Origin of the sequence: Bacillus sp. BS3(2021) (assembly GCF_021043345.1) — a bacterium.
Taxonomy (GTDB): domain Bacteria; phylum Bacillota; class Bacilli; order Bacillales; family Bacillaceae; genus Bacillus; species Bacillus paralicheniformis.
This window is the reverse complement of record NZ_JAJNDM010000002.1, coordinates 270,466-292,257: the sequence shown is the minus strand read 5'-3', so window position 1 is coordinate 292,257 and position 21,792 is coordinate 270,466. Positions and strand designations below refer to the sequence as shown.

The 21,792-nt window shown below is 46.4% G+C and carries 19 protein-coding genes; 15 read left to right on the top strand and 4 right to left on the bottom strand.

The window, feature by feature from the left end:
* The first annotated feature begins 4 nt into the window (after positions 1-4).
* The 4 genes from LQ247_RS06665 to LQ247_RS06650 all read left to right on the top strand — a co-directional run bounded on the left by LQ247_RS06665 (position 5) and on the right by LQ247_RS06650 (position 3,808).
* Positions 5-1,609, top strand: coding sequence for a YceG family protein (locus tag LQ247_RS06665; protein WP_231005768.1), 1,605 nt, complete (start codon positions 5-7; stop codon positions 1,607-1,609).
* Between the two features lie 16 nt (positions 1,610-1,625).
* Positions 1,626-2,720, top strand: a complete 1,095-nt coding sequence (locus LQ247_RS06660; RefSeq protein WP_020450069.1) for a toxic anion resistance protein — start codon at positions 1,626-1,628, stop codon at positions 2,718-2,720.
* Positions 2,721-2,871: 151 nt separating this feature from the next.
* Complete coding sequence (locus tag LQ247_RS06655; RefSeq protein ID WP_026580495.1) at positions 2,872-3,573, top strand: cytochrome c biogenesis CcdA family protein; 702 nt, start codon at positions 2,872-2,874, stop codon at positions 3,571-3,573.
* A 34-nt stretch (positions 3,574-3,607) separates the two neighbouring features.
* Positions 3,608-3,808, top strand: a complete 201-nt coding sequence (locus LQ247_RS06650) for a hypothetical protein (protein WP_025810794.1) — start codon at positions 3,608-3,610, stop codon at positions 3,806-3,808.
* A gap of 88 nt (positions 3,809-3,896) precedes the next feature.
* Here the strand turns inward: LQ247_RS06650 and LQ247_RS06645 are convergent, their stop codons facing one another.
* Positions 3,897-5,102 (bottom strand): nitrate/nitrite transporter, encoded by a 1,206-nt coding sequence (locus tag LQ247_RS06645; RefSeq protein WP_023857806.1) that lies wholly within the window; start codon positions 5,100-5,102, stop codon positions 3,897-3,899.
* A gap of 450 nt (positions 5,103-5,552) precedes the next feature.
* On the opposite strand from LQ247_RS06645, the gene LQ247_RS06640 reads away from it, so the two are divergent.
* The 3 genes from LQ247_RS06640 to LQ247_RS06630 all read left to right on the top strand — a co-directional run bounded on the left by LQ247_RS06640 (position 5,553) and on the right by LQ247_RS06630 (position 8,932).
* Positions 5,553-6,512: an L-lactate dehydrogenase gene (locus LQ247_RS06640; protein WP_020450073.1), complete on the top strand. Its 960-nt coding sequence runs from the start codon at positions 5,553-5,555 to the stop codon at positions 6,510-6,512.
* Between the two features lie 49 nt (positions 6,513-6,561).
* Positions 6,562-8,184 carry an L-lactate permease gene (locus LQ247_RS06635; RefSeq protein ID WP_025810793.1) on the top strand — a complete coding sequence of 541 codons (1,623 nt, stop codon included), beginning with the start codon at positions 6,562-6,564 and terminating at the stop codon, positions 8,182-8,184.
* Positions 8,185-8,293: 109 nt separating this feature from the next.
* The gene (locus LQ247_RS06630) at positions 8,294-8,932 is read left to right on the top strand and encodes a LysE family translocator (RefSeq protein ID WP_025810792.1); all 639 of its coding nucleotides are present in this window, start codon (positions 8,294-8,296) and stop codon (positions 8,930-8,932) included.
* Here the strand turns inward: LQ247_RS06630 and LQ247_RS06625 are convergent, their stop codons facing one another.
* On the bottom strand, positions 8,933-10,267 hold the full coding sequence (locus LQ247_RS06625; protein ID WP_231005767.1) for an amino acid permease: 1,335 nt from the start codon (positions 10,265-10,267) through the stop codon (positions 8,933-8,935). It abuts the gene before it with no gap.
* 176 nt (positions 10,268-10,443) lie between these two features.
* On the opposite strand from LQ247_RS06625, the gene nadE reads away from it, so the two are divergent.
* The 7 genes from nadE to LQ247_RS06590 all read left to right on the top strand — a co-directional run bounded on the left by nadE (position 10,444) and on the right by LQ247_RS06590 (position 18,782).
* Entirely contained in the window at positions 10,444-11,262 is an 819-nt protein-coding gene (gene nadE, locus LQ247_RS06620; RefSeq protein ID WP_026580498.1) for an ammonia-dependent NAD(+) synthetase, read from the top strand.
* A 121-nt stretch (positions 11,263-11,383) separates the two neighbouring features.
* Positions 11,384-11,911, top strand: coding sequence for a shikimate kinase (locus LQ247_RS06615; protein ID WP_020450078.1), 528 nt, complete (start codon positions 11,384-11,386; stop codon positions 11,909-11,911).
* 261 nt (positions 11,912-12,172) lie between these two features.
* Positions 12,173-12,943, top strand: coding sequence for a nucleotidyltransferase domain-containing protein (locus LQ247_RS06610; protein ID WP_020450079.1), 771 nt, complete (start codon positions 12,173-12,175; stop codon positions 12,941-12,943).
* A gap of 369 nt (positions 12,944-13,312) precedes the next feature.
* Entirely contained in the window at positions 13,313-14,224 is a 912-nt protein-coding gene (locus LQ247_RS06605) for a proline dehydrogenase family protein (RefSeq protein WP_173401204.1), read from the top strand.
* Between the two features lie 23 nt (positions 14,225-14,247).
* Positions 14,248-15,798, top strand: a complete 1,551-nt coding sequence (gene pruA, locus LQ247_RS06600; protein ID WP_023855681.1) for an L-glutamate gamma-semialdehyde dehydrogenase — start codon at positions 14,248-14,250, stop codon at positions 15,796-15,798.
* A 129-nt stretch (positions 15,799-15,927) separates the two neighbouring features.
* Positions 15,928-17,382 (top strand): sodium/proline symporter PutP, encoded by a 1,455-nt coding sequence (gene putP / locus LQ247_RS06595; protein ID WP_025810791.1) that lies wholly within the window; start codon positions 15,928-15,930, stop codon positions 17,380-17,382.
* Between the two features lie 155 nt (positions 17,383-17,537).
* A complete protein-coding gene (locus LQ247_RS06590) occupies positions 17,538-18,782 on the top strand; it encodes a PucR family transcriptional regulator (RefSeq protein ID WP_043054043.1) in 1,245 nt (414 codons plus the stop codon).
* A gap of 37 nt (positions 18,783-18,819) precedes the next feature.
* On the opposite strand, the gene LQ247_RS06585 is transcribed toward LQ247_RS06590, so the two are convergent.
* Positions 18,820-19,665 (bottom strand): TIGR03943 family putative permease subunit, encoded by an 846-nt coding sequence (locus LQ247_RS06585; protein WP_231005766.1) that lies wholly within the window; start codon positions 19,663-19,665, stop codon positions 18,820-18,822.
* Positions 19,666-19,669: 4 nt separating this feature from the next.
* Positions 19,670-20,581 carry a permease gene (locus tag LQ247_RS06580; protein WP_050820827.1) on the bottom strand — a complete coding sequence of 304 codons (912 nt, stop codon included), beginning with the start codon at positions 20,579-20,581 and terminating at the stop codon, positions 19,670-19,672.
* A gap of 179 nt (positions 20,582-20,760) precedes the next feature.
* On the opposite strand from LQ247_RS06580, the gene LQ247_RS06575 reads away from it, so the two are divergent.
* Positions 20,761-21,717 (top strand): acetylxylan esterase, encoded by a 957-nt coding sequence (locus LQ247_RS06575; RefSeq protein ID WP_035337279.1) that lies wholly within the window; start codon positions 20,761-20,763, stop codon positions 21,715-21,717.
* The last annotated feature ends 75 nt before the right edge of the window (positions 21,718-21,792 follow it).

The window sequence follows — 21,792 nt, the reverse complement described above, 5'->3', positions numbered from 1 at the left end:
CGCTATGAATCAAGAGATTAATATTCAAAACGCCCTGGTCAATGATGATGAATGGAAGCAGATCATCAAGAAGCCGCTGCCGGAGAGAACCCCGTATGAAAAAAACGGACATCTGATGATAAGCCGTCTGGCGGGACGGATTCTCGGAACGCCGCACGATGAAACGGATTACTACATATATCTCCATGAGCTGTATGAGTCCGGTGATGTGCATGTGTTAAGCGAGACGCTTGATAAGACCATTTCTCCGGAAAGGTTTCAGGCCATACAGCGCATCCATATGGTCAATCAGAGAGAAAAAGGGCTTTCCGTCAATCGGTTTGCCGCTTTTCTCGACGGGGAGCAGCTCATTCCTAAGCACCCTGACGCCGCGATGCACCGCCATTTAAGGAAGGCGCTTATCGAAGTGCTGCAGATGTTTCAGTCCTTTCATGAAAAAGGATTGAACGATCCGGAGTTTCGCCGGGTCCTCCTCGACCTTGTCAAATGGATGGGCAATCATTTGGAGAAGTGGCTGAAAGAAGCCGACTGCGAAAATGCGATGCCGAAAGTGGTTTGGTATGGGGACACCACAAAGAGCCAACGGTATTTTTTATACTATTTGATGCTTGTCGGATGTGATGTGCTGCTGTTTCATCCGGAGGGAAAAGACGAATTTCGCCAGCTTGATCCTGAGCAAAAGCTTTCTTTTGTTTTCACATACCCGGGCACGTCTGCATTAGAGCCGTTCCCGACTGAAAAGCCTCAGCGAAAATCAACGGTGGCGTACCGTTCCGCGAAGGAGCTGGATACTGTTCTGCACAATGAGGATTCGCTCATGTACAAACCTTGGCAGTTCAGGGAGCATACCCCGGTCTCCGTGACTTTGAAGACCACGTATGATGAACTGTTTTTAATTGCGAAGGAACGCGCCTTTATCAGACCCGATTTTCAAGCGTCTCAATCAACGGTCAACATTCCGAACTTATTCGCGATGGTCATGGGCGTCTCCGGCAATGAAAAAGAGTACTGGGACCGTCTGCAGACGCTGACGGAGTATAAGGAGTCGCATACGATCCGGCGCTTCCCGTTTACAAAGGAAGAGACGTCCAATTATCAATTCCATTACAGCCATGCGCTTGATCAAACGGGGACGATCGATCCGGGCCGATTAATGGAGAGCAATATATGGCGCTACAAGCATTTGCCTGAGGGAGTGCAGCGCGGCATTGCCCAAGCGGTTTCCAGGCTGTGCAAAAGCCCGAAGATGCTGGCCTTGAACAATGAAAAATCAGCCGATGTGCAGCTGTATTTGTTCACCCAGGCGGTACAGCTTCCGGCAGCGCTTTTGAATATGATTCAGACATTTGACTATTCACAGACAGTGCCGAAGCTGATCTTGTACCACACTGAACAGACGGGAACACTCACCCGTTCAGACGCGGCCGCCTTGCTTTTGTTAAATGAAATCGGCATCGATATCATCATCTATAATCCGCCGGGCTATAAGTGTATTGACCGCTATATCGATGGACAGCATTTCGATATCCATTGGCTTGATGACATGTCCTTCAACCAGGAGTTTAAAGAGCCGTCAATCGTCCGGAAGTTCATCAATAAAATCTTTTAAGGAGGGAGCCACTCTGATGGCAAATCCAAATGAAACAAGCATCGTCAATATCAGTAAAGAGGAAGAGATCACGATTGAAAAAGCGGAAGACATCCGTGCCAAACTCCGCCGGGAGCCCGATGTGCAAGCTCTGACACGGCAAATTGACGTGAAAAACCAAGTGGAGCTTTTAGAATTCGGAAAAGAGCCCGCTCTTGAAATATCCAAGTTCTCAGACCGTATTCTCTCTATGATGAGAACAAACAGTGTGACAGATTCAGGTGCGATGTTGACGCAGCTCGGTAAAATCATGGACCGCTTTGACAAGAATGACTTTGAAGAACAGAAAGGCCTGCTTTCCAAGTTATTTAAGCGCGGCAACAGCATGATCGAGAAAATATTTAAAAAATATCAAACGCTCGGCGGTGAAATCGAAAAAATCAACGTCGAAATTTCGAAATATAAAGATGAAATGACAAAATCGACCGTGACGCTTGATGAAATGTATGAAAGCAACCTCAATTACTATGTGGAGCTGGAGAAATACGTCGTAGCCGGCCAGATGAAAATAGAAGAATTGCAGCAGCTCATCCCTGAATATGAAGCGAAAGCGGCCAGCGGTAACCAAATGGCACAGATGGAGCTTGATACGCTTCGAAATGGTATTCAAGCGCTGGAAGAACGGGTGTATGATCTCGATATGGCGCGGATGGTTGCGATTCAAACCGCGCCGCAAATCCGTCTGCTCCAGCGCGGAAACACAAAGCTGATCGGAAAAATCAACTCGGCATTCATCATTACGATTCCGATTTTCAAAAACGGCATCATCCAGGCGGTGACCGCCAAGCGCCAAAAGCTTGTCGCCGATTCAATGAGCGAACTCGACCGCCGCACCAACGAAATGCTGAAGCGAAACGCGGAAAATATTTCGAGCCAGTCCGTTGAAATCGCGAGAATGTCCGGAAGGCCGAGCATCGATATTGAAACGATCGAACAGTCTTGGAATACGATTGTCAAAGGCATGCAGGAGACGAAGCAGATTGAAGATGAGAACAAACGCCTGCGCGAAGAAGGGGCCAAACGCATATTGGAACTTCAGGACAATATGAAAAAAGCCGCTTTAAACGGTTAAAAAGGATAGTGAAGAAGCCGTCCGCCGGATGATCTGGCGACGGCTTCAAATATACAAAAAATCACCGCCATGATAGGCGGTTTTTTATGTTATGCTAGAGAAAGAGAATCGCATGGTAAAAAATATATAAACATGAAGGGGATGGAAGTATATGGCCGCTTTATGGCTGGCATTCGGCGGCGGTTTCCTGTCGTTTATTTCTCCGTGCTGCCTGCCTTTGTATCCATCATTTATTTCCTACATCACCGGGATTTCGGTCAGCGATTTGAAAGACCGAGATGCAAAGCGCATCAAACAATCGGTGATGATTCACGCGGCTGCTTTTTTGGTCGGCTTTTCTGTAATTTTTTACATATTGGGTTTCTCCGCCAGCTCGTTTGGCCTGCTGTTTTTGCAATACCATAACTTGATCCGCATGCTGGGTGGAATATTTGTCGTCGTCATGGGCCTGTTCCTCCTCGGCGTTTTCCGGCCGGCTTTCATGATGAAGGAGCGGCGCCTTTCGTTTAGAAGAGGGAAAATAGGCTTGTTGAATTCAATGCTTGTCGGAATGGTTTTTGCGGCGGGCTGGACGCCGTGCATCGGGCCTATATTCGGAACGATCGCATATGCAAATTTTCAGAACCCTGATTTTGGGAGCGCATTCATGATGATCACCGCATATTCTCTAGGTTTTGCCATTCCTTTTTTGCTCATGGCGTTTTTTATCGGAAACATCAGGCCGCTTATGAAATATTCGAATATGCTCATGAAAATCGGCGGCGCGCTGATGATCGTCATCGGCATCCTGCTTTATACGGACAACATGATATGGATGAATATCTGGTATTCGAATTTGACGAATCTCTTTTGAAAAGCTTCCCGCGCCGCATTATGTGAGTAAGATTGTGAAAAACAGCAAAATCGCGGAGGATATCATGTGCTTGTTTGATCACTCATTTAAGGGACATGAGGATTTAGCCAATCGATTTTGGAAGGTTCGCAAATCTGAAGAGCCAAACGGGCTTTACCCGCTCGATAGCGGGATGCTGGAATTCGCGAAAAAAGTGCTTGAATCTTCATTTCAACAATCGGGAGGATCAGGGTGATATACGCTGCTTCTATTCACACGAGCATCCAATCGTCACGGTCCTGGCAGGAATAGAAAACCGCTCGAAAAGAATCGAGCGGCTCCCTTTATATTCGAATTGATTTCTCCTCGGTTTTCCACTGTTTTTTCCATCCGGCCTGAGCAAGCAAAAGCAGTCCGAGTGCCAAAAATGCGATAACGGTAAAGGTGAGGAATCCGCTTGAATACGTACCCGTGATTTGCTTCAGCGTTCCGAGAATATTCGGGAGGAAGAATCCGCCGATTCCCCCCGCAGCGCCCACGACTCCCGTCACCATCCCGATCTCTTGCTGAAATCGCTGCGGTACAAGCTGGAATATCGCGCCGTTCCCCATCCCGAGGCAGCCCATGCCGATAAATAATGCGGCTGTGACAACGCCAAGAGACGGGAGCATACTGACTGAGAACATGCACAGAGCCACCCCGATAAAGAGGAATTGCAGCAGACGCACGCCGCCGATTTTATCGGCAATCAACCCGCCGACAGGGCGGAGGCAGCTTCCCGATGCAACGACGAGCGTGACAAATTCGCCGGCCCTTACCGCCGGAACGGCATATTGGGATGCAAAAAAGTAGCTTAAAAAGTTGGACAAGCCGACAAAACCTCCGAATGTTACGCTGTAGAGAAGGCAAAAATACCAAGTGTCCCTTTCTTTGAAAACAGCAAAATAGTCTTTGAGCGGTTTAGGCGCCGGCTGATTCGGAGGTTCTTTTGCCATAAGGAAATAGCTGAATAACACGAGTATCAGAGGAATCAGCGCCAATCCCATGACGCCGTTCCAGCCCACTTGCTCCGCCAGGCGAGGGCCGAATAGTGTAGCGAGCAGTGTTCCGCTGTTTCCCGCTCCGGCGATCCCCATGGCAAGGCCTTGCAAGTGCGGCGGATACCAGCGGCTCGCCATTGGCAGGGATGCGGAAAAGCTTGCGCCTGCCACACCGAGTAAAATTCCGATGATATACAGCTCGGCGACCGATGAACCGAACTGCCACCCCCATATCAGCGGAATCATCGTCACCAGCATTCCGCCAATAGCCGTTTTTTTCGGTCCGAAACGGTCGGTTAAAATGCCGAGCACAATCCGGAAAAACGATCCGGCCAAAGTAGGTATGGCGACAATCAATCCGACCTGTGATGGAGATAAATCAAAATCAGCCGTAATATAAACACCAAGCGCCCCCAGCAACACCCAAATCATAAAGCTGACATCGAAATATAAAAAAGATGACAACAAGGAAGGCGCGTGTCCGCTCTTCCTCAAATCCGCCAATTTCAATTGCAACACTCCCCATCCGATAGATTCTAGAATTTATCATGACAAAATAGAATAGGGTTGGCAGTATTTTTGTCAGCTTTACTAACAAACTAAAAGATTGAATATTTAAAATGTTAATTTGGACGGCATTATACCCGGCGATGATTGAATGTTGCTGAAGATTTGAGGTGTTATGACTGTTGAAAAGGGGAAACTTAGATTGGAATGGGCCTGATGCACTTGCAGATAAAGCAGTCTTTTGCAGCACGTTTACCAATTTTTCTTTAGCTGTAAGGCATATTTTTACCAAAAAATGTACAAATTTAAGGAAGAAGTATGTAGAGACACAAAATAGACATAAATAAAAATGTATATCACTTGAAAAAATATGTGAAGTATTGCACAATATGAATGTGAAGAGTTTCACAAACAGCTTAGATTTTAAAACAAACGGCAAAGGAATGATGAGTCATGAGAAACCAAAAAGTCAACCGTACAGTTTTGATCGGTGCGGGTTTTGTTGGAAGCAGTTATGCATTTACGTTAATTAACCAAGGTATCACAGACGAACTTGTGATCATTGATTTAAATAAAGACAAAGCAATGGGCGATGTCATGGATTTAAACCACGGTAAAGCATTTGCCCCGCATCCTGTGAAAACATGGTACGGCACATATGAGGACTGCAAAGACGCCGACATTGTCTGCGTATGCGCCGGAGCAAACCAAAAGCCGGGGGAAACCCGTCTGGATCTTGTCGAAAAAAACCTGAGAATTTTCAAAGGAATTATCGGAGAAGTCATGGCCAGCGGTTTTGACGGCATCTTCCTTGTCGCTACAAACCCGGTCGACATCTTGACTTACGCGACTTGGAAATTCAGCGGACTTCCGAAAGAACGCGTGATCGGAAGCGGTACAACACTTGATACAGCCCGTTTCCGTTACTTGCTCAGCGAGTATTTCGGTGTCGCTGCCCACAATGCGCACGGCTACATCATTGGTGAACATGGAGATACGGAGCTGCCTGTCTGGAGCCACGCGAATATTGGCGGAGTTCCCGTCAGCGACTTGCTGAAAAGAAATGAGAAATACAAAGCAGAAGATCTTGATGAACTGTTTGACAATGTCAAAAACGCCGCTTACCACATTATCGAGAAAAAAGGTGCGACATACTACGGAGTTGCCATGAGCCTCGCGCGTATCACGAAAGCGATTTACCGCAATGAAGAAGCGATTTTAACCGTGAGCGCACATCTTGAAGGCGAATTTGGGGAAAATGATGTTTATATCGGAGTTCCGGCGGTTGTCGGCCGATGCGGAGCGAGGGAAATTGTTGAGCTCGACCTGAATGAAAAGGAAAAACAGCAATTCAAGCATAGCGCAGGTGTGTTAAAAGCAATTTTAAAACCGCATTTTGAACTGCAGGCATAACTGAACATCATGAAGATACTAACACCATGAAGATTGCGAGATGATGAAAATGTGGCAGCAGATATACGATCCGTTTGGGAATCTGTTTATCAGCGCTTTTGCCGCCATTCTGCCGATTCTTTTCTTTCTCCTTGCATTGACCGTGCTGAAGATGAAAGGAATCATCGCGTCATTTTTGACGCTGGCGGTCAGCTTTATTGTAGCGGTTTTCTTTTTTCACATGCCGGCTGCGAAAGCTGTCTCAGCCGTTTTACTTGGAATTGCAAACGGTCTTTGGCCGATCGGATATATTGTCCTGATGGCTGTATGGCTTTACAAAATTTCTGTCAAAACCGGAAAGTTTAAAGTGATCAGAGCGAGCATTGCCGGGATTTCGTCTGACCAGCGGCTTCAGTTATTGCTGATCGGGTTCAGTTTTAATGCCTTTTTGGAAGGCGCGGCAGGCTTCGGCGTGCCGATTGCGATCAGCGCCGTTCTTCTTGTCGAGCTTGGTTTTAAACCTTTAAAAGCGGCATCTCTATGTTTAATTGCGAATGCGGCATCCGGGGCCTTTGGAGCGATCGGAATTCCGGTAATCACAGGAGCACAGATGGGAGGCTTGACACCAGTTGAGCTTTCCAGAACGCTCGCTTTGATGCTGCCGTTCATCACTTTCTTTGTCCCGTTCCTGCTCGTTTTCATACTGGACGGGTTTAAAGGAATAAGGGAAACGCTGCCGGCTCTCCTTGTATTAAGCGGAAGCTATACGGCGGTGCAGACTTTAACGATGATTGGATTGGGGCCGGAACTTGCGGACATTTTGGCCGCTTTAATCAGTATGGGAGCGCTGGCGCTGTTTTTGAAAAAGTGGCAGCCGCGTCACATATACAGAGAAACCGGGAATGAACATGAACCCGCTGAAAAATATCATGCAGCAGACATTATGAAAGCCTGGTCTCCGTTTTATATCTTGACCGCTGTCATTGCGGTGTGGAGCCTGCCCGGTTTTAAAGGACTTTTTCAGGAAGGCGGATGGCTGAAACAATCGACGATTTTATTCAACATGCCTTTTCTTCACCGGGAAGTGCTGAAAACGCCGCCAATAGCTCCGGAACCGGCACCGCTTGATGCCGTGATGAAGCTTGACTTCATTTCAGCGACGGGTACGGCGATACTGATCGCCGTGATCTTCACGATTGTGCTGAGCCGAAACATTAGTTTCCGCGGAGGACTTTCCAGCCTGAAAGAGACGGTCAAGGAACTGTGGCTTCCTGTTCTGACCATTTGCTTTGTGATGGGTTTTGCAAACCTGGCCAATTATGCCGGATTGAGTTCAACCATCGGACTGGCGCTTGCCAAAGCAGGGGATATTTTTCCGTTCGTCAGTCCCGTATTGGGCTGGATCGGCGTGTTTATCACAGGTTCAGTCGTCAGCAACAATGCATTATTCGGCCACCTGCAAGCTGTCACCGGAGCGCAAATCGGGACAAGCTCAGCGTTGCTGCTTGCCGCCAATACCGCGGGAGGCGTGATGGCCAAGCTGATCTCACCGCAGTCGATTGCGATTGCAACAGCCGCGGTCCAAGAGACAGGGCAGGAATCAAAGCTTTTCAGCCAAACCGTTAAATATAGCTTGATCCTGCTTTTCATCATTTGCATTTGGACATTTGCACTTTCAAAGCTTGGCATATAAAGAAGAGCCTTTTCCCGCAATGGGAAAAGGCTTTTTAATCTGTTTGTTCTATCATGTCCTCTTTTTGAATACATTGTACAAGTTATCCGCGGAAGGAGGACGAGATATGATAAACATCTTCCTGAGTTATGTGTTTTTGGGCTTGTCTTTGGCTGCACCTGTCGGCCCTGTGAATGCGGCGCAGATCGACAGGGGGATGAAAGGTGGCTTCTTTCATGCCTGGCTGTTTGGTCTTGGCGCTGTGACGGCGGATGTCTTATATATGGCTTTGATCTATTTTGGAGTCGCTCAATTTTTGACAGCGCCATTTTTAAAAACATTTTTATGGCTGTTTGGTTTTTTTGTTTTGACCTATACGGGGATCGAGAGCCTGGTCAAGGCGAAGGAAGTATCGCTGATGAGAGGTGCGGGAGAGAAAGGTTCATACCGCAAATCCTTCTTTTCGGGGCTGGTGATCTCCCTTTCAAACCCGCTGAGCATCATGTTCTGGCTCGGCATTTACGGAAGCATTTTGGCGAAAACGGTAGAGACGTACGAATCATACCAGCTGCTAATATGCAGTTCAGGCATTTTAATCGGACTTTTTTTGTGGGACTTGGCCATGTCTTTTCTTGCGGGGACATTCAGAACATTTTTAAGCCCGCGGATGATCCAGGCAACGACTTGGCTCGCGGGCATCAGTCTAATTGTTTTCGGATGTTACTTCGGCTATCAGGGGATGCTCGAACTGCTGAAGGCGGGAGGCTGATTATGCCTGCCCGTTTTTCTGTTCCTGATGGGCCCACCTTTTTTTCATCAGCATTGTCACAACAGCAATAACGGCAAGAAACAGAAGGCTCACAAAAAAGCCGGGTCTGCTGTTTTTTTCAAATAACGTACCTGAAACGGCAAATAAAATCAGGACAAGCGCTGTGATAATCTGGACATTCCCTTTCATTTTTGGCTTTGTGAGCTTTTTGCTGGAAAGCAGGATAAACATCCAGTTATAGAGCAGCATTAAGCTGGCGGCCGTTGTCATATGTTCATAAAGCTGCTTCGGCAAAAGCAGTGACAGAACGATGGAAGCAGCGAGAACAAGCACCGTCAGGCCGAGTGCCGGCCACGATACTTTCGCCTTTTCTTTTTTCGCAAAGCAGGCCGGTGCATCTCCATTTTTCGCCATTGTTCCCATCAGTGTGGTGACAGCGAACAGGGAAGCGGTCAGCGTTGAAAAACCGGCGATAATGAAAATGCCGTTGAAAATATCCATGATCAAATCGAGATGAAAGTCTTTTAATGACGTAATAAACGGGCTGTTCTGTTCGGTAAATGCCCCGTGGGGGACTAGGAGCATGGCCAGCCCGATCGATGCGACGTAAATCACAGCAAGGGTTATGAGCATCAGGCTCCCTGATTTTGATGAATCTTTCGGGTCTTTTAAGTGAATCGCCATCAGACCCATGACTTCTATTCCTCCATAGGCGTAAAATGTGTAAATCAACCCCGTCCATAATCCCATAAAGCCGAAAGGGAACAATTCGTGAACCCGGTCAGGGAACTGCGCGTCAGGCGTTTTTCCTGGCAACAGCCCGCACAATGCCAAGACAGCGATGATGATAAACATTAAAATGGCCGCCGTTTTCAACACGGCCAGTATGTTTTCCGTTTTTTCAAAACTGCTGCGCCCTGTGAAAATGACGATCAGCCCGAGAATCGCATAAATGGAGGCGAAAACCCACAGCGGAACCTGGTTAAACCAATGGCGTGTAAACAGGGAGATCGCTGTCAACTGACTCCCGATAATCAGCATTTCCGATGACCAGTAGACCCAGCCATTGCTAAACCCCGCCCAATTGCCGAAGGCTTCCCTGGCATAAGAACAAAAAGACCCTTCAACAGGATGATCCGCCGTTAATTTCGCCAGCTGCTGAAAGACGAGAAAAGTGCCAAGGGCAGCAAGAAGAAAGGCGGCTAATACGGAAAAGCCGCTTTTCTTAATCGCGATGCTTGAACCGAGAAAAAACCCCGTTCCAATTGTGCAGCCGACTCCGATCATGGAGAGCTGCCACCATTTTAAATCTCCTTTTTTCGCTTGTCGTTTCATCGTTTCAACCCCTCTAAATCTTCTTGTTATTTTGCCATGGGGAGCCTTTTTTATTCACGAAGAAAAGAGGGAGGAAAGGCTCTCTGCGCACCTCAATATTCACTTTGAAATAAAACATATGCTATAGTTAAAGACATAATCATTACGGTTCATTCAGTCAAAAGGAGGAATGACGGATGACTTTACAAGAAAAAATCATGCAGGAACTGAATGTAAAGCCTTCTATCGAACCGAAACAGGAAATTGAAAAAAGGGTCAGTTTTTTAAAAAGCTATTTGAAAAAAACGGGTGCCAAAGGTTTTGTTTTAGGCATCAGCGGAGGACAGGACTCCACATTGGCGGGCAGGCTTGCCCAGCTGGCTGTTGAAGAATTGAGAGAAGAAGGCGTTCAGGCGGAATTTATTGCGGTCCGCTTGCCTTACGGCGTTCAGCAGGATGAAGATGACGCCCAGCTGGCACTCAAATTTATCCAGCCTGACAAGTCTTTTGCTTTTGACATTGCTTCAACTGTAGGCTCATTTGCTGATCAATATCAGTCAGTCACGGGAGAGGCGCTTGCCGATTTTCACAAAGGCAATGTAAAAGCAAGAGTCCGGATGATTGCCCAATATGCGATCGGGGGTCAAAATCAGCTGCTGGTGATCGGAACAGACCATGCTGCAGAAGCTGTTACCGGATTCTTCACAAAATACGGAGACGGAGGGGCAGACCTTTTGCCGCTAACAGGATTGACAAAGCGCCAGGGCAGAAGCCTGCTGGAAGAACTGGGAGCGCCGGAGCGGCTTTATACGAAGTCTCCGACCGCCGATTTGCTTGATGAAAAACCTCAGCAATCCGATGAAACAGAGCTCGGCCTGACGTATGATAACATCGACGACTACCTTGAAGGAAAAGCCGTCTCCAGCGAGGTGGCCGAGGCGATCGAAAAACGCTATAAGGCATCCGAGCACAAACGCCAAGTCCCTGCTTCAATGTTTGACGACTGGTGGAAATAGCAAAAAAGAGGCTGACTTCAGCCTCTTTTTTTATTAACAGGCACCCTATATCATTCAAGCTGGATTTGCCATATAATTAAGATATTTGATTCCTTTATGCAAGGAGGAGTAGAAGCTGGAAATGAATGCCGCAATGAGAGATAAGAATATCGTGCTGATCGGGTTTATGGGCGTCGGGAAAACAACCATTGGTCAGCTTCTGTCAAAGAAATTAGACCGCGACTTTATCGATATCGACCAGCAGATTGAAAATGACTTTCAAATGACTATTCCGGAGATGTTTAAACAAAAAGGGGAAGCGTTTTTCAGACAGACTGAAAAAGAATATATTTTTCAGATGTGCGAACATACAATGGGCAGCATCGTATCTTTAGGGGGAGGCGCTTTCCAACAGGAGGACATCAGAAAGAAGTGTCTCGAACACTGCTTTGTCATCTTTCTTGATTTAACATGGGAGAGTTGGAAGCAGCGGATGGATCTCTTGATTGAGAACAGGCCGGTTCTTCATAACCGCTCAATCGAAGAAATGAAACAGCTGTTTAATGAGAGAAAGAGCATGTATGCATTCCACAACTTGAAAGTCGAAACAGATCACCGGTCTGCCGAGGAAACGGCCGACTACATTGTGGAGATGCTGGGGCTTAGCTGATCTTAAACAAACGTTTAATTAAGCTGTTTCTATCGCTGTGTCAATATATTGAGCCAATGATTTGTCTGATCATTGGCTCTTTCGGTCTTGTTTGACCGTTTGGCGTCCCGCCGCCATAAAAACGGGCAGGCCAAAGATACACGGCAGCCACTTCTCTGGATAAGATCTTTTCTGGCTCTGCGACCGCAAAAAAGTCGCTTATTGCCTGAGCGGACACTATAATGTAAATAATAGAAACGATAAACTGGCGGTGCACTTATTATGAAACAGCGAATTCAAGAAGAACTGAAAAACATTGAAGCGACATACGGTGTTAAAATCCTCTATGCGGTTGAATCGGGCAGCAGAGCCTGGGGCTTTCCCTCACAGGACAGTGATTACGATGTCAGATTTATTTATGTCCATCAAAAAGATTGGTATCTGTCAATTGATGCAAAGCGCGATGTGATTGAACTGCCGATTGACGATTCTCTCGATATCAGCGGTTGGGAGCTGACAAAAGCGTTAAGATTGTTTAGGAAATCAAACCCTCCGCTTCTCGAATGGCTTTCCTCGGGAACGGTTTATTATGAAGCCTATTCGCTGGCGGAAAACATGAGGCAGCTGAAAAGCCGCGCCTTTTCTCCAGTCTCCTGCATGTACCATTATCTCAATATGGCATCAGGGAATTTTCGCCACTATCTGCAGCGGGAAGAAGTGAAAATCAAAAAATATTTTTATGTGCTCCGCCCAATTCTGGCTTGTCAGTGGATTGAAAGCCGCCGGACGGTTCCTCCGATTGAATTTCAGGTTTTGCTTAACGAACTTACGGAAGATGGACCGCTGAAAACGGAAATCCAACAGCTGCTTGAGAGGAAAAAGAAAGGGGAGGAGTTCAATCTTGAACCTCAAAACCCTATCCTCCACGCATTTATTGATCGTGAATTGGAGCGGCTTCAGACGGTTGCCAAAGCATATAAAACAGATCATGAAGATCTGACGCAGGAGCTTGACCGGCTGTTTAGAGAAACGCTAGACGAGGTGTGGGCATAACATAGTATTCCCTTTAAGTATTCTTAAAGGGTTTTTTCTTTGCATTCATAGGGAAATGGTTGAGTATAACAGAAAGCGTTTTCAAATAAAGCGGCGCGGAACGGCAGAAAGGGCATTCGCAAAAACGGGTTCGCCGAAAACGCATCCTGTTCTTTACCGAAGTTTCTTCCTGATTCTATTGTCGTATACCATCCAAGTTTTAGGAAGAAAGTTTCTGAAAAAATCCCAGCAGATGTAAAACATTGTGGAAAAACCACAAAAATCGTCAGCTTTTTTGTTTTTTCGAAATATTGTGAATCGACCCTTTGCTCTTATAAAATTAAGAATATAAAGAAATATTTCATGAGATGGCGGGGTGTGATAATGGAAGTGATAACAAGAGACTTTTTCCTATTCTTATCTAAAAGCAGCATCCTGAATCGCCTGGCGAGAAATTGGGGGAGTTCCGTCGCGACCGGAAAAATTATCGGAGGAAAAGATTTTGAAGCTTCAATTCCGATTATTAAGGGGCTGAACGAACAAGGATTGACTGTCACAGTTGATCATTTGGGCGAATTTGTAGACAGCAGGGAAGTCGCAAGGGAACGCACGCAGGAATGCATTCGGGCCATTCAGCTGATTGCTCAGGAACAGCTTAATTCACATGTTTCATTAAAGATGACGTCACTGGGGCTCGATATTGACCTTGACCTTGTCAGGGATAATATGACCAGCATTCTGGAATGTGCCGAACAGCACAAAGTGATGGTCACAATCGATATGGAAGATGAAGTGCGCTGCCAAAAGACGCTTGACCTCTTTAAGGAGTTCAGGCAGAAATACGAGTATGTCAGCACGGTCCTGCAAGCTTACTTGTACCGGACCGAACAGGATTTGGAGGAGCTTAATCCGTATAATCCGTTTTTCCGTCTTGTGAAGGGAGCTTATAAAGAATCGCCACAAGTGGCGTTTCCTGACAAAAAAGATGTGGATGAGAATTACAAAAAGCTCATTAAAAAGCAGCTGCTGAGCGGCCATTACACAGCCATCGCAACTCATGACGACAAGATGATTGATTACACCAAAGAAATTGCGAAAGAGCATCAAATCGGCAAAGACCGCTTCGAATTTCAAATGCTGTACGGGATGCGCAGCAAAACTCAGCTGGAACTGGTGAAGGAAGGCTACAATATGCGTGTGTATCTTCCTTACGGAGACGACTGGTACGGATACTTTATGAGACGGCTTGCCGAACGGCCTGCCAACATCGCTTTTGCGTTTAAAGGCATGACGAAGAAATAAAACGATAAAAAGGGGAGATTAGCATGACAACACCTTACAAACACGAACCATTTACAAATTTCGGGATCGAAGAAAACCGGAAGGCATTCGAAAAAGCTCTGGAAACGGTAAATAACGAATGGCTGGGTCAGTCCTATCCTCTTGTTATCGATGGAGAAAGGTATGAAACGGAAGACAAGATCGTATCGATCAATCCTGCAAACAAAGAAGAAGTTGTAGGCACGGTATCCAAGGCTACTCAGGATCATGCGGAAAAGGCCATTCAGGCGGCTGCGAAAGCGTTTGAAACTTGGAGATACACAGATCCTGAAGAAAGAGCGGCTGTTTTATTCCGCGCGGCTGCCAATGTGCGCCGCAAAAAGCATGAGTTTTCTGCGCTTCTAGTCAAAGAAGCAGGTAAACCTTGGAATGAAGCGGATGCGGATACGGCAGAAGCGATCGATTTTATGGAATACTATGCGCGGCAAATGATTGAGCTTGCGAAAGGAAAGCCGGTTAACAGCCGTGAAGGCGAACGAAATCAATATGTGTACACACCGACTGGTGTAACGGTTGTTATTCCGCCTTGGAACTTCCTGTTCGCGATCATGGCTGGAACGACGGTTGCGCCGATCGTGACAGGAAACACGGTTGTTCTGAAGCCCGCAAGCGCAGCGCCTGTTATTGCTGCCAAGTTCGTTGAAGTGCTTGAAGAAAGCGGACTTCCAAAAGGAGTAGTCAACTTCGTCCCTGGAAGCGGAGCTGAAGTCGGGGATTACCTGGTGGATCATCCGAAAACAAGCATCATTACGTTTACAGGTTCAAGGGAAGTCGGAACGCGCATTTTTGAGCGTGCAGCGAAGGTTCAGCCTGGTCAGACACACTTAAAACAAGTGATTGCTGAAATGGGCGGAAAAGATACGGTCGTCGTTGATGAGGATTGTGACATTGAATTGGCTGCACAATCAATTTTCACATCTGCCTTCGGCTTTGCAGGCCAAAAATGTTCAGCAGGTTCACGGGCTGTCGTGCATGAAAAGGTATATGACGAAGTATTGAAGCGTGTAATCGAGATTACGGAGTCCAAGAAAGTCGGAGAGCCTGACAGTGCGGACGTTTATATGGGACCTGTCATCGACCAGGCATCGTATAATAAAATCATGGACTATATCGAAATCGGAAAAGAAGAAGGCCGTTTAGTCAGCGGAGGAAAAGGCGATGATTCAAAAGGCTACTTCATCGATCCGACGATCTTTGCCGATCTGGATCCGAAAGCCCGGTTAATGCAGGAAGAAATTTTCGGACCTGTTGTTGCTTTCTCAAAAGTCAGCAGCTTTGATGAGGCGCTGGAAGTTGCCAACAACACCGAATACGGCCTGACAGGCGCGGTCATTACTAAAAACCGCGACCATATCAACAGAGCAAAACAAGAATTCCATGTCGGAAATCTGTATTTCAACCGCAACTGTACAGGGGCGATCGTCGGCTACCATCCGTTTGGCGGTTTCAAAATGTCGGGAACCGATTCTAAAGCGGGCGGACCTGATTATCTTGCGCTTCATATGCAGGCGAAAACGATCAGTGAAACGTTTTAAGGTGTAAGAAAAGGGATTAAACAGGGGACGAAGGCAGCCTTTCATAGGCTGCCTTCAAAAAAAGAGAAATTAGTCTAAAAATTTAGATAAACGGCATCTTGGGGGGAGATTCTTATTCAGAACGCACAATTGATCATTTCCATCGTAATTTACATGGTAGGGATGCTTTATATTGGGTATTACGCTTACAAACGGACAGCAAATCTCTCAGACTATATGCTTGGCGGACGGACGCTCGGGCCTGCTGTCACGGCGCTCAGCGCCGGCGCATCAGACATGAGCGGCTGGCTTTTGATGGGGCTGCCGGGCGCCATGTTTGCAACAGGCCTGAGCGGTTCATGGATTGTCATCGGCCTAGTGCTCGGCGCATGGGCAAACTGGATTTTTGTGGCGCCGCGCTTAAGGTCATACACCGAGGTAGCAGGCAATTCGATTACCATCCCTGCATTTTTAGAAAACCGCTTTCATGACAAATCAAAGATCCTGCGGATATTTTCCGGAGTCGTTATTATTACCTTTTTTACGTTTTATGTATCATCAGGAATGGTTTCCGGCGGCGTTTTATTTAACAGCATGTTTCATTTGGAATATCATACAGGGCTGTGGATCATTTCGGGTGTCGTCGTGGCCTACACGCTTTTCGGCGGGTTTTTGGCCGTCAGCTGGACGGACTTTGTCCAGGGTATCATTATGGTTGTCGCGTTAGTTCTTGTTCCGGTTGTTACGTTCATTCAGACGGGGGGACCGATAGAAGCCTTCAGCGAAATCCAGTCGATCGATCCTAACCTCCTCAATATTTTTAAAGGAACGAGTGTCCTCGGCATCATCTCCTTGTTTGCATGGGGCCTCGGCTACTTTGGACAGCCTCACATTATCGTGCGCTTTATGGCGATATCCTCTGTCAAGGAAACGAAGAAAGCGCGCCGGATCGGCATGGGTTGGATGATCTTTTCAAGTGCGGGCGCACTGCTGACCGGATTGCTCGGTATTGCGTATTACTCGAAGAACGGGCTTCACTTGGATGATCCGGAAACGATCTTCATTCAATTGGGGAACATTCTGTTTCACCCTCTGATCACAGGCTTTTTAATCTCGGCGATTTTAGCAGCGGTTATGAGTACAATTTCCTCCCAGCTGCTAGTTACATCAAGTTCTCTAACTGAAGATTTATACAAAACGCTATTTAAACGCTCTGCATCTGACAAAGAACTCGTCTTTTTCGGACGTCTTTCGGTTTTGGCGGTTTCCATTGTCGGACTCTGTCTCGCCTGGACAAAAAACAATACGATTCTCGGTCTTGTCAGCTATGCTTGGGCGGGTTTCGGCGCGTCGTTCGGCCCAGTGATCATCTTAAGTTTGTTTTGGAAGAGGATGACAAAATGGGGGGCGCTTGCCGGAATGGTTGCCGGAGCAGTTACCGTTATCATTTGGGCGGAAGCCGGACTTTCCGATGTTCTTTATGAAATGATTCCGGGCTTTGCCGCCAGCTTGCTGTTTGTGTTTGTCGTCAGTCTATTGACATCAAAACCGGAGCAGCAGGTGCTTGATGAATTCGAGCAATACAAACAAACACTGCAACGATGATGGAGATGGGGAACCATTCTCCGTCTCTCTTTTTATAGGCCTTCTCCCGCCTTCTAACAGGGGATTGATCCCATTTTTTTAAAAGTCGCATATAAGTCTATACAAGAGTGTAAAGGAGAAGTATGATTAAGTTAAAAACGAGTAGGAGAAAGGATATGGAAGAGCTATTAGAACAAGTTGTTTCTCTTTCAAACATTAATGAGATCATTGACTTTATCAGCGGCGAGCTGAAAAAGCCGGTCATACTGGAAAGCGCAGATTTTTTCTTATTAGCTTATAACTCCTATTATATTAACCATTTTGATGCAGCAAACCAGCAAACGATTTTCTCCAAAAAATGTCCGCTGCCGATCTTTGAAAAGTTCGTCGAAGAAGGCATTATTGATCAATTGAAAACGATTCCGACTCCTTTTAGGGTAAAACAGATTGAAGAAATCGGGTTAAACCAGCGGGTTGTCGTCAGCGCCAAGTATAAAGACGAAATTATGGGCTATATCTGGGTGCAGGAGATTGAAGACGACCTGTCTGATGAAGAGCTTGATTTCTTATACAAAGCATCCTTTCATGTCGGGAAGATCATTTATAAGAAAAAACGCCTCAAACAAGAAAAAGAAGAACAGGCGGAAGAGCTTTACAAAAAGGCAATTAACGATCAGTTTCAAACGGAAAAAGAGCTGAAAGCCGCCGCCGATAAGGCGAGCGTTGTCCTGCCGGCCGTGTTTACCGTCATGGTGCTTCAAGTCGTTGACGGGGAGGATGAACTGCTCGAGGATCTGAAGGAAACGATTCGGTCTTATTTAAACCTGAAAGATAATATCAGTCACGTATTGGAGGATCATTCGAATATCGCCATCATTGTCGGCAGTGTGTCGCGCAAGCGTTCCGCGCTGGCTGCGGCCTCAGAACTGATCAACCGTCTGTTGACCCATTTGCGCTCGCAAATGCTGCCTCTTATTTTAATCGGGGTCGGCAATGAGTACAGCAGCCCGCTGTCCCTTGGCAGAAGCTACAGAGAGGCGCTCCAAGTGACGAAAGCAGCGGAAATCACGGGAAGCCAGGAACACATTCCCTATGAATACCAAAAGCTCGGGCTTTTCAGGTATCTTGATCAAATCGCCGCAAAAAACGATCATCTGCAATATTTAAACCCGGACCTTCAGCTGCTGAAAGAAAAAGATAAAGAAAGCCACACCGAATTTTTGAGAACGCTTGAAATTTATCTCGTCAACAACTGCAAGGTCAAGCCATCCGCAGAACAGCTGTTTATCCACCAAAACACGCTCAACTACCGTATCAAACAAATATTGGAAATGACATCGATCGATCTCAATGATTTTAATACTAGATGTCAATTGTTTATCGATTTAATGCTGATGAAGAAAGCAGGCTACAAATCGTAAACAGAAAAAGAAAAGCCGGTGCATGAAGTGCCGGCTTTTAATATGTCCGATAAACGTAAGGATCTTTCGGCTCTTTTATAGGAGACCAATCCTTCACCTTCATCACAGGAATCGTAGATTTGAAAGGCTGATAGTATTCGGAAGACAGCGTTCCTTTTACATGGAGCCACTGATCGTCTTTAATATTCGTATGTTCAGGGAATTCGACCAGCATACCGTAGACTCCCGAGTCGGCGATGCAATGAATGATTCCGAAGCGGAGAACAAACAGCTGTTTATCATTGATCGCTTCCCCTTTAAAGGCAAAACCGTCGAATTCGATCGTTCGGTCAAGGAATTCTCCCGGATATTGATAGATCGTTTCCATGCCCTTCAAAAAATCATCGTCTTTTAATGAAATATGCTGTTTTCCTTTATAATTTTTCAGCGCTTTATTCATCAATTCATCGTACCCTTCCTCGCCGTAGTAGATGCTTGTATCAGGGCGCAGGTACTGGGTTTGGGCATAATGCTCCGGCTGTTCGATCGCTTTGAACGAGAAGCCCTTCGACTTGACGATATTGGAATCAAGCGTCGCTGCCGGCAGAAAAAGTCCGGTGCATAAAGGGAAGATGAACACGAAATAAATGAACATCCTTTTCTGAAAAGGCTTATCTTTTTCATGATCGTGATCATGGCCGCATCCGCAGTCGCGGTCACATCCTTTTTCGTCTGAGCCTTTCATATAAATGTAGAATTGCACCGCTGTCAAAATGGCCAGAAGAAAAATAGCGATGTATGAAAGGTAAGCATATTTCATATTAATATATTTTGTCAGATTGCCGGATGCATGAAGATGAAAAAAGAAAAACGTAAACAACATTAAAATGAATGTGCGAAACATGTTCTCACCCCTTTACCAACAGTGATCCGGCTAAGACAATAACGGCGATGTAGGCGATTAAGACAAACACAAAGCGTTTTTTAAAGATGCCGAGCATCATCAGCAGATTTTTGATGTCCACCATCGCCCCGAATACAAGAAAGGCGATAAGTGAGCCGAGTGAAAACGTGCTGCTGAAAGAAGAAGCAATAAAAGCGTCGACCTCTGAACAAAGGGACAGCACAAATGACAGCCCCATCATAACAAGGGAGGAAGATACATCATTCTGCCCGATCGCCAAAAGGGTAGATGTTTTAATATACGTCTGCATTGCCGCTGCGACAAATGCGCCGATGATCAAATATTTTCCGACTGAGAAAAACTCGTCAACTGCATGGCGGAGCGTCCCGCCGAGCTTTTGCAGGAAAGACTGGTTCACATGGGCATGGTGGTGATGGCCGCGTGTCCCGTTCTCGATCAGCTGATTCCCTTTAAATTGATAAGAGATGATCAGCCCGGCAATGAGAGACACCGCAATCGCCAACCCGCCGCGATAGAACACAACATCCCATTTGTTCCCGAAAGCGATGAATGTCGAGAATAACACAATCGGATTGATGATCGGGGCCGTCAGCATGAAGGCGACCGCTGCGTGAAGCGGTACGCCCTTTAAAAGCAGCCTGCGGGCAATCGGAACGATGCCGCACTCGCAAGCCGGAAACAATACCCCGGCAAATGTCCCTGACAAAACGGCGAGAAATCGGTTTTGCGGGATGATTTTCGCCATCATCTCCTCCGTCACAAACATTTGAATCAAACCTGATATAAAAACCCCGATCAAAACGAACGGAATCGCTTCTATTAATATACTGATAAATATTGAGTTCAGCTGCAGAAAGGATTGTGAAGCCACAAAAAAACCTCCGCGCAAATGCATATTTTTAGTTTCAATCTAGCATTATAACATAAATTGAAAAAGCGGTTTTGTGCGGCGGGGTCAGATAATGGGAGGAGCAGAAGTGACAGAATCAATACATATAAAATCCATACACAGCCTTGAAGGGGAATGTTATGATAAGAATATTCAAAAAATGAAAAGAAGAGGGGAAAGACAAGATGCAGCAGCCTTATGATATGCCGCTAGAACAGCTTTACCAGTATAAACCGGAACGGACGGCACCGGCTGATTTTGAAGAGTTCTGGAAGGGTTCATTGGAGGAATTGTCAAATATAAAAGCGGAGCCTGAGCTTGAACCGCATGAATATCCGGCTGACGGGGTAAAAGTCTACTGGCTTACATACAGAAGCACCGGGGGAGCGCGAATCAAAGGCTGGTATGCAGTACCCGACCGCCAAGGGCCGCATCCTGCGATCGTCAAATATCACGGCTATAACGCCAGCTATGACGGAGACATTCATGATATTGTCAATTGGGCTCTTCACGGTTATGCGGCATTCGGTATGCTGGTCCGCGGGCAGAGCAGCAGTGAAGATACAGAGACCTCTCAACACGGACATGTACCCGGCTGGATGACAAAAGGAATCCTCGATCCGAAAACATATTACTACAGAGGGGTCTATTTAGATGCCGTACGAGCAGTCGAAGTGGTCAGCGGTTTTGCTGAAGTCGATGAAAAGCGGATCGGAGTGATCGGGGCAAGCCAAGGAGGCGGGCTGGCTGTCGCGGTTTCGGCGCTGTCCGATATTCCAAAAGCAGCCGTGTCCGAATACCCTTATTTAAGCAATTTTCAACGAGCGATCGATATAGCGATCGACCAGCCTTATCTCGAAATCAACTCCTTTTTCAGAAGAAACACCAGCCCGAATATTGAACAGGCGGCCATGCGGACCCTGTCTTATTTTGATATCATGAACCTTGCTCAAGCGGTCAAAGCGCCCGTTCTCATGTCGATCGGACTGGTTGACACCATCACACCGCCATCCACCGTCTTTGCGGCTTACAATCACTTGAAAACGGATAAAGAAATAAAAGTGTACCGCTATTTTGGACACGAATACATCCCGCCGTTCCAAACCGAAAAGCTGGCGTTTTTGAGAAAGCACCTGAAATGAATAAAAGTGAACACCCGGTGAAGCCGGGTTTTTTTATGTCTTGATTTAAGAATATATCGTATTATAAGATATAAT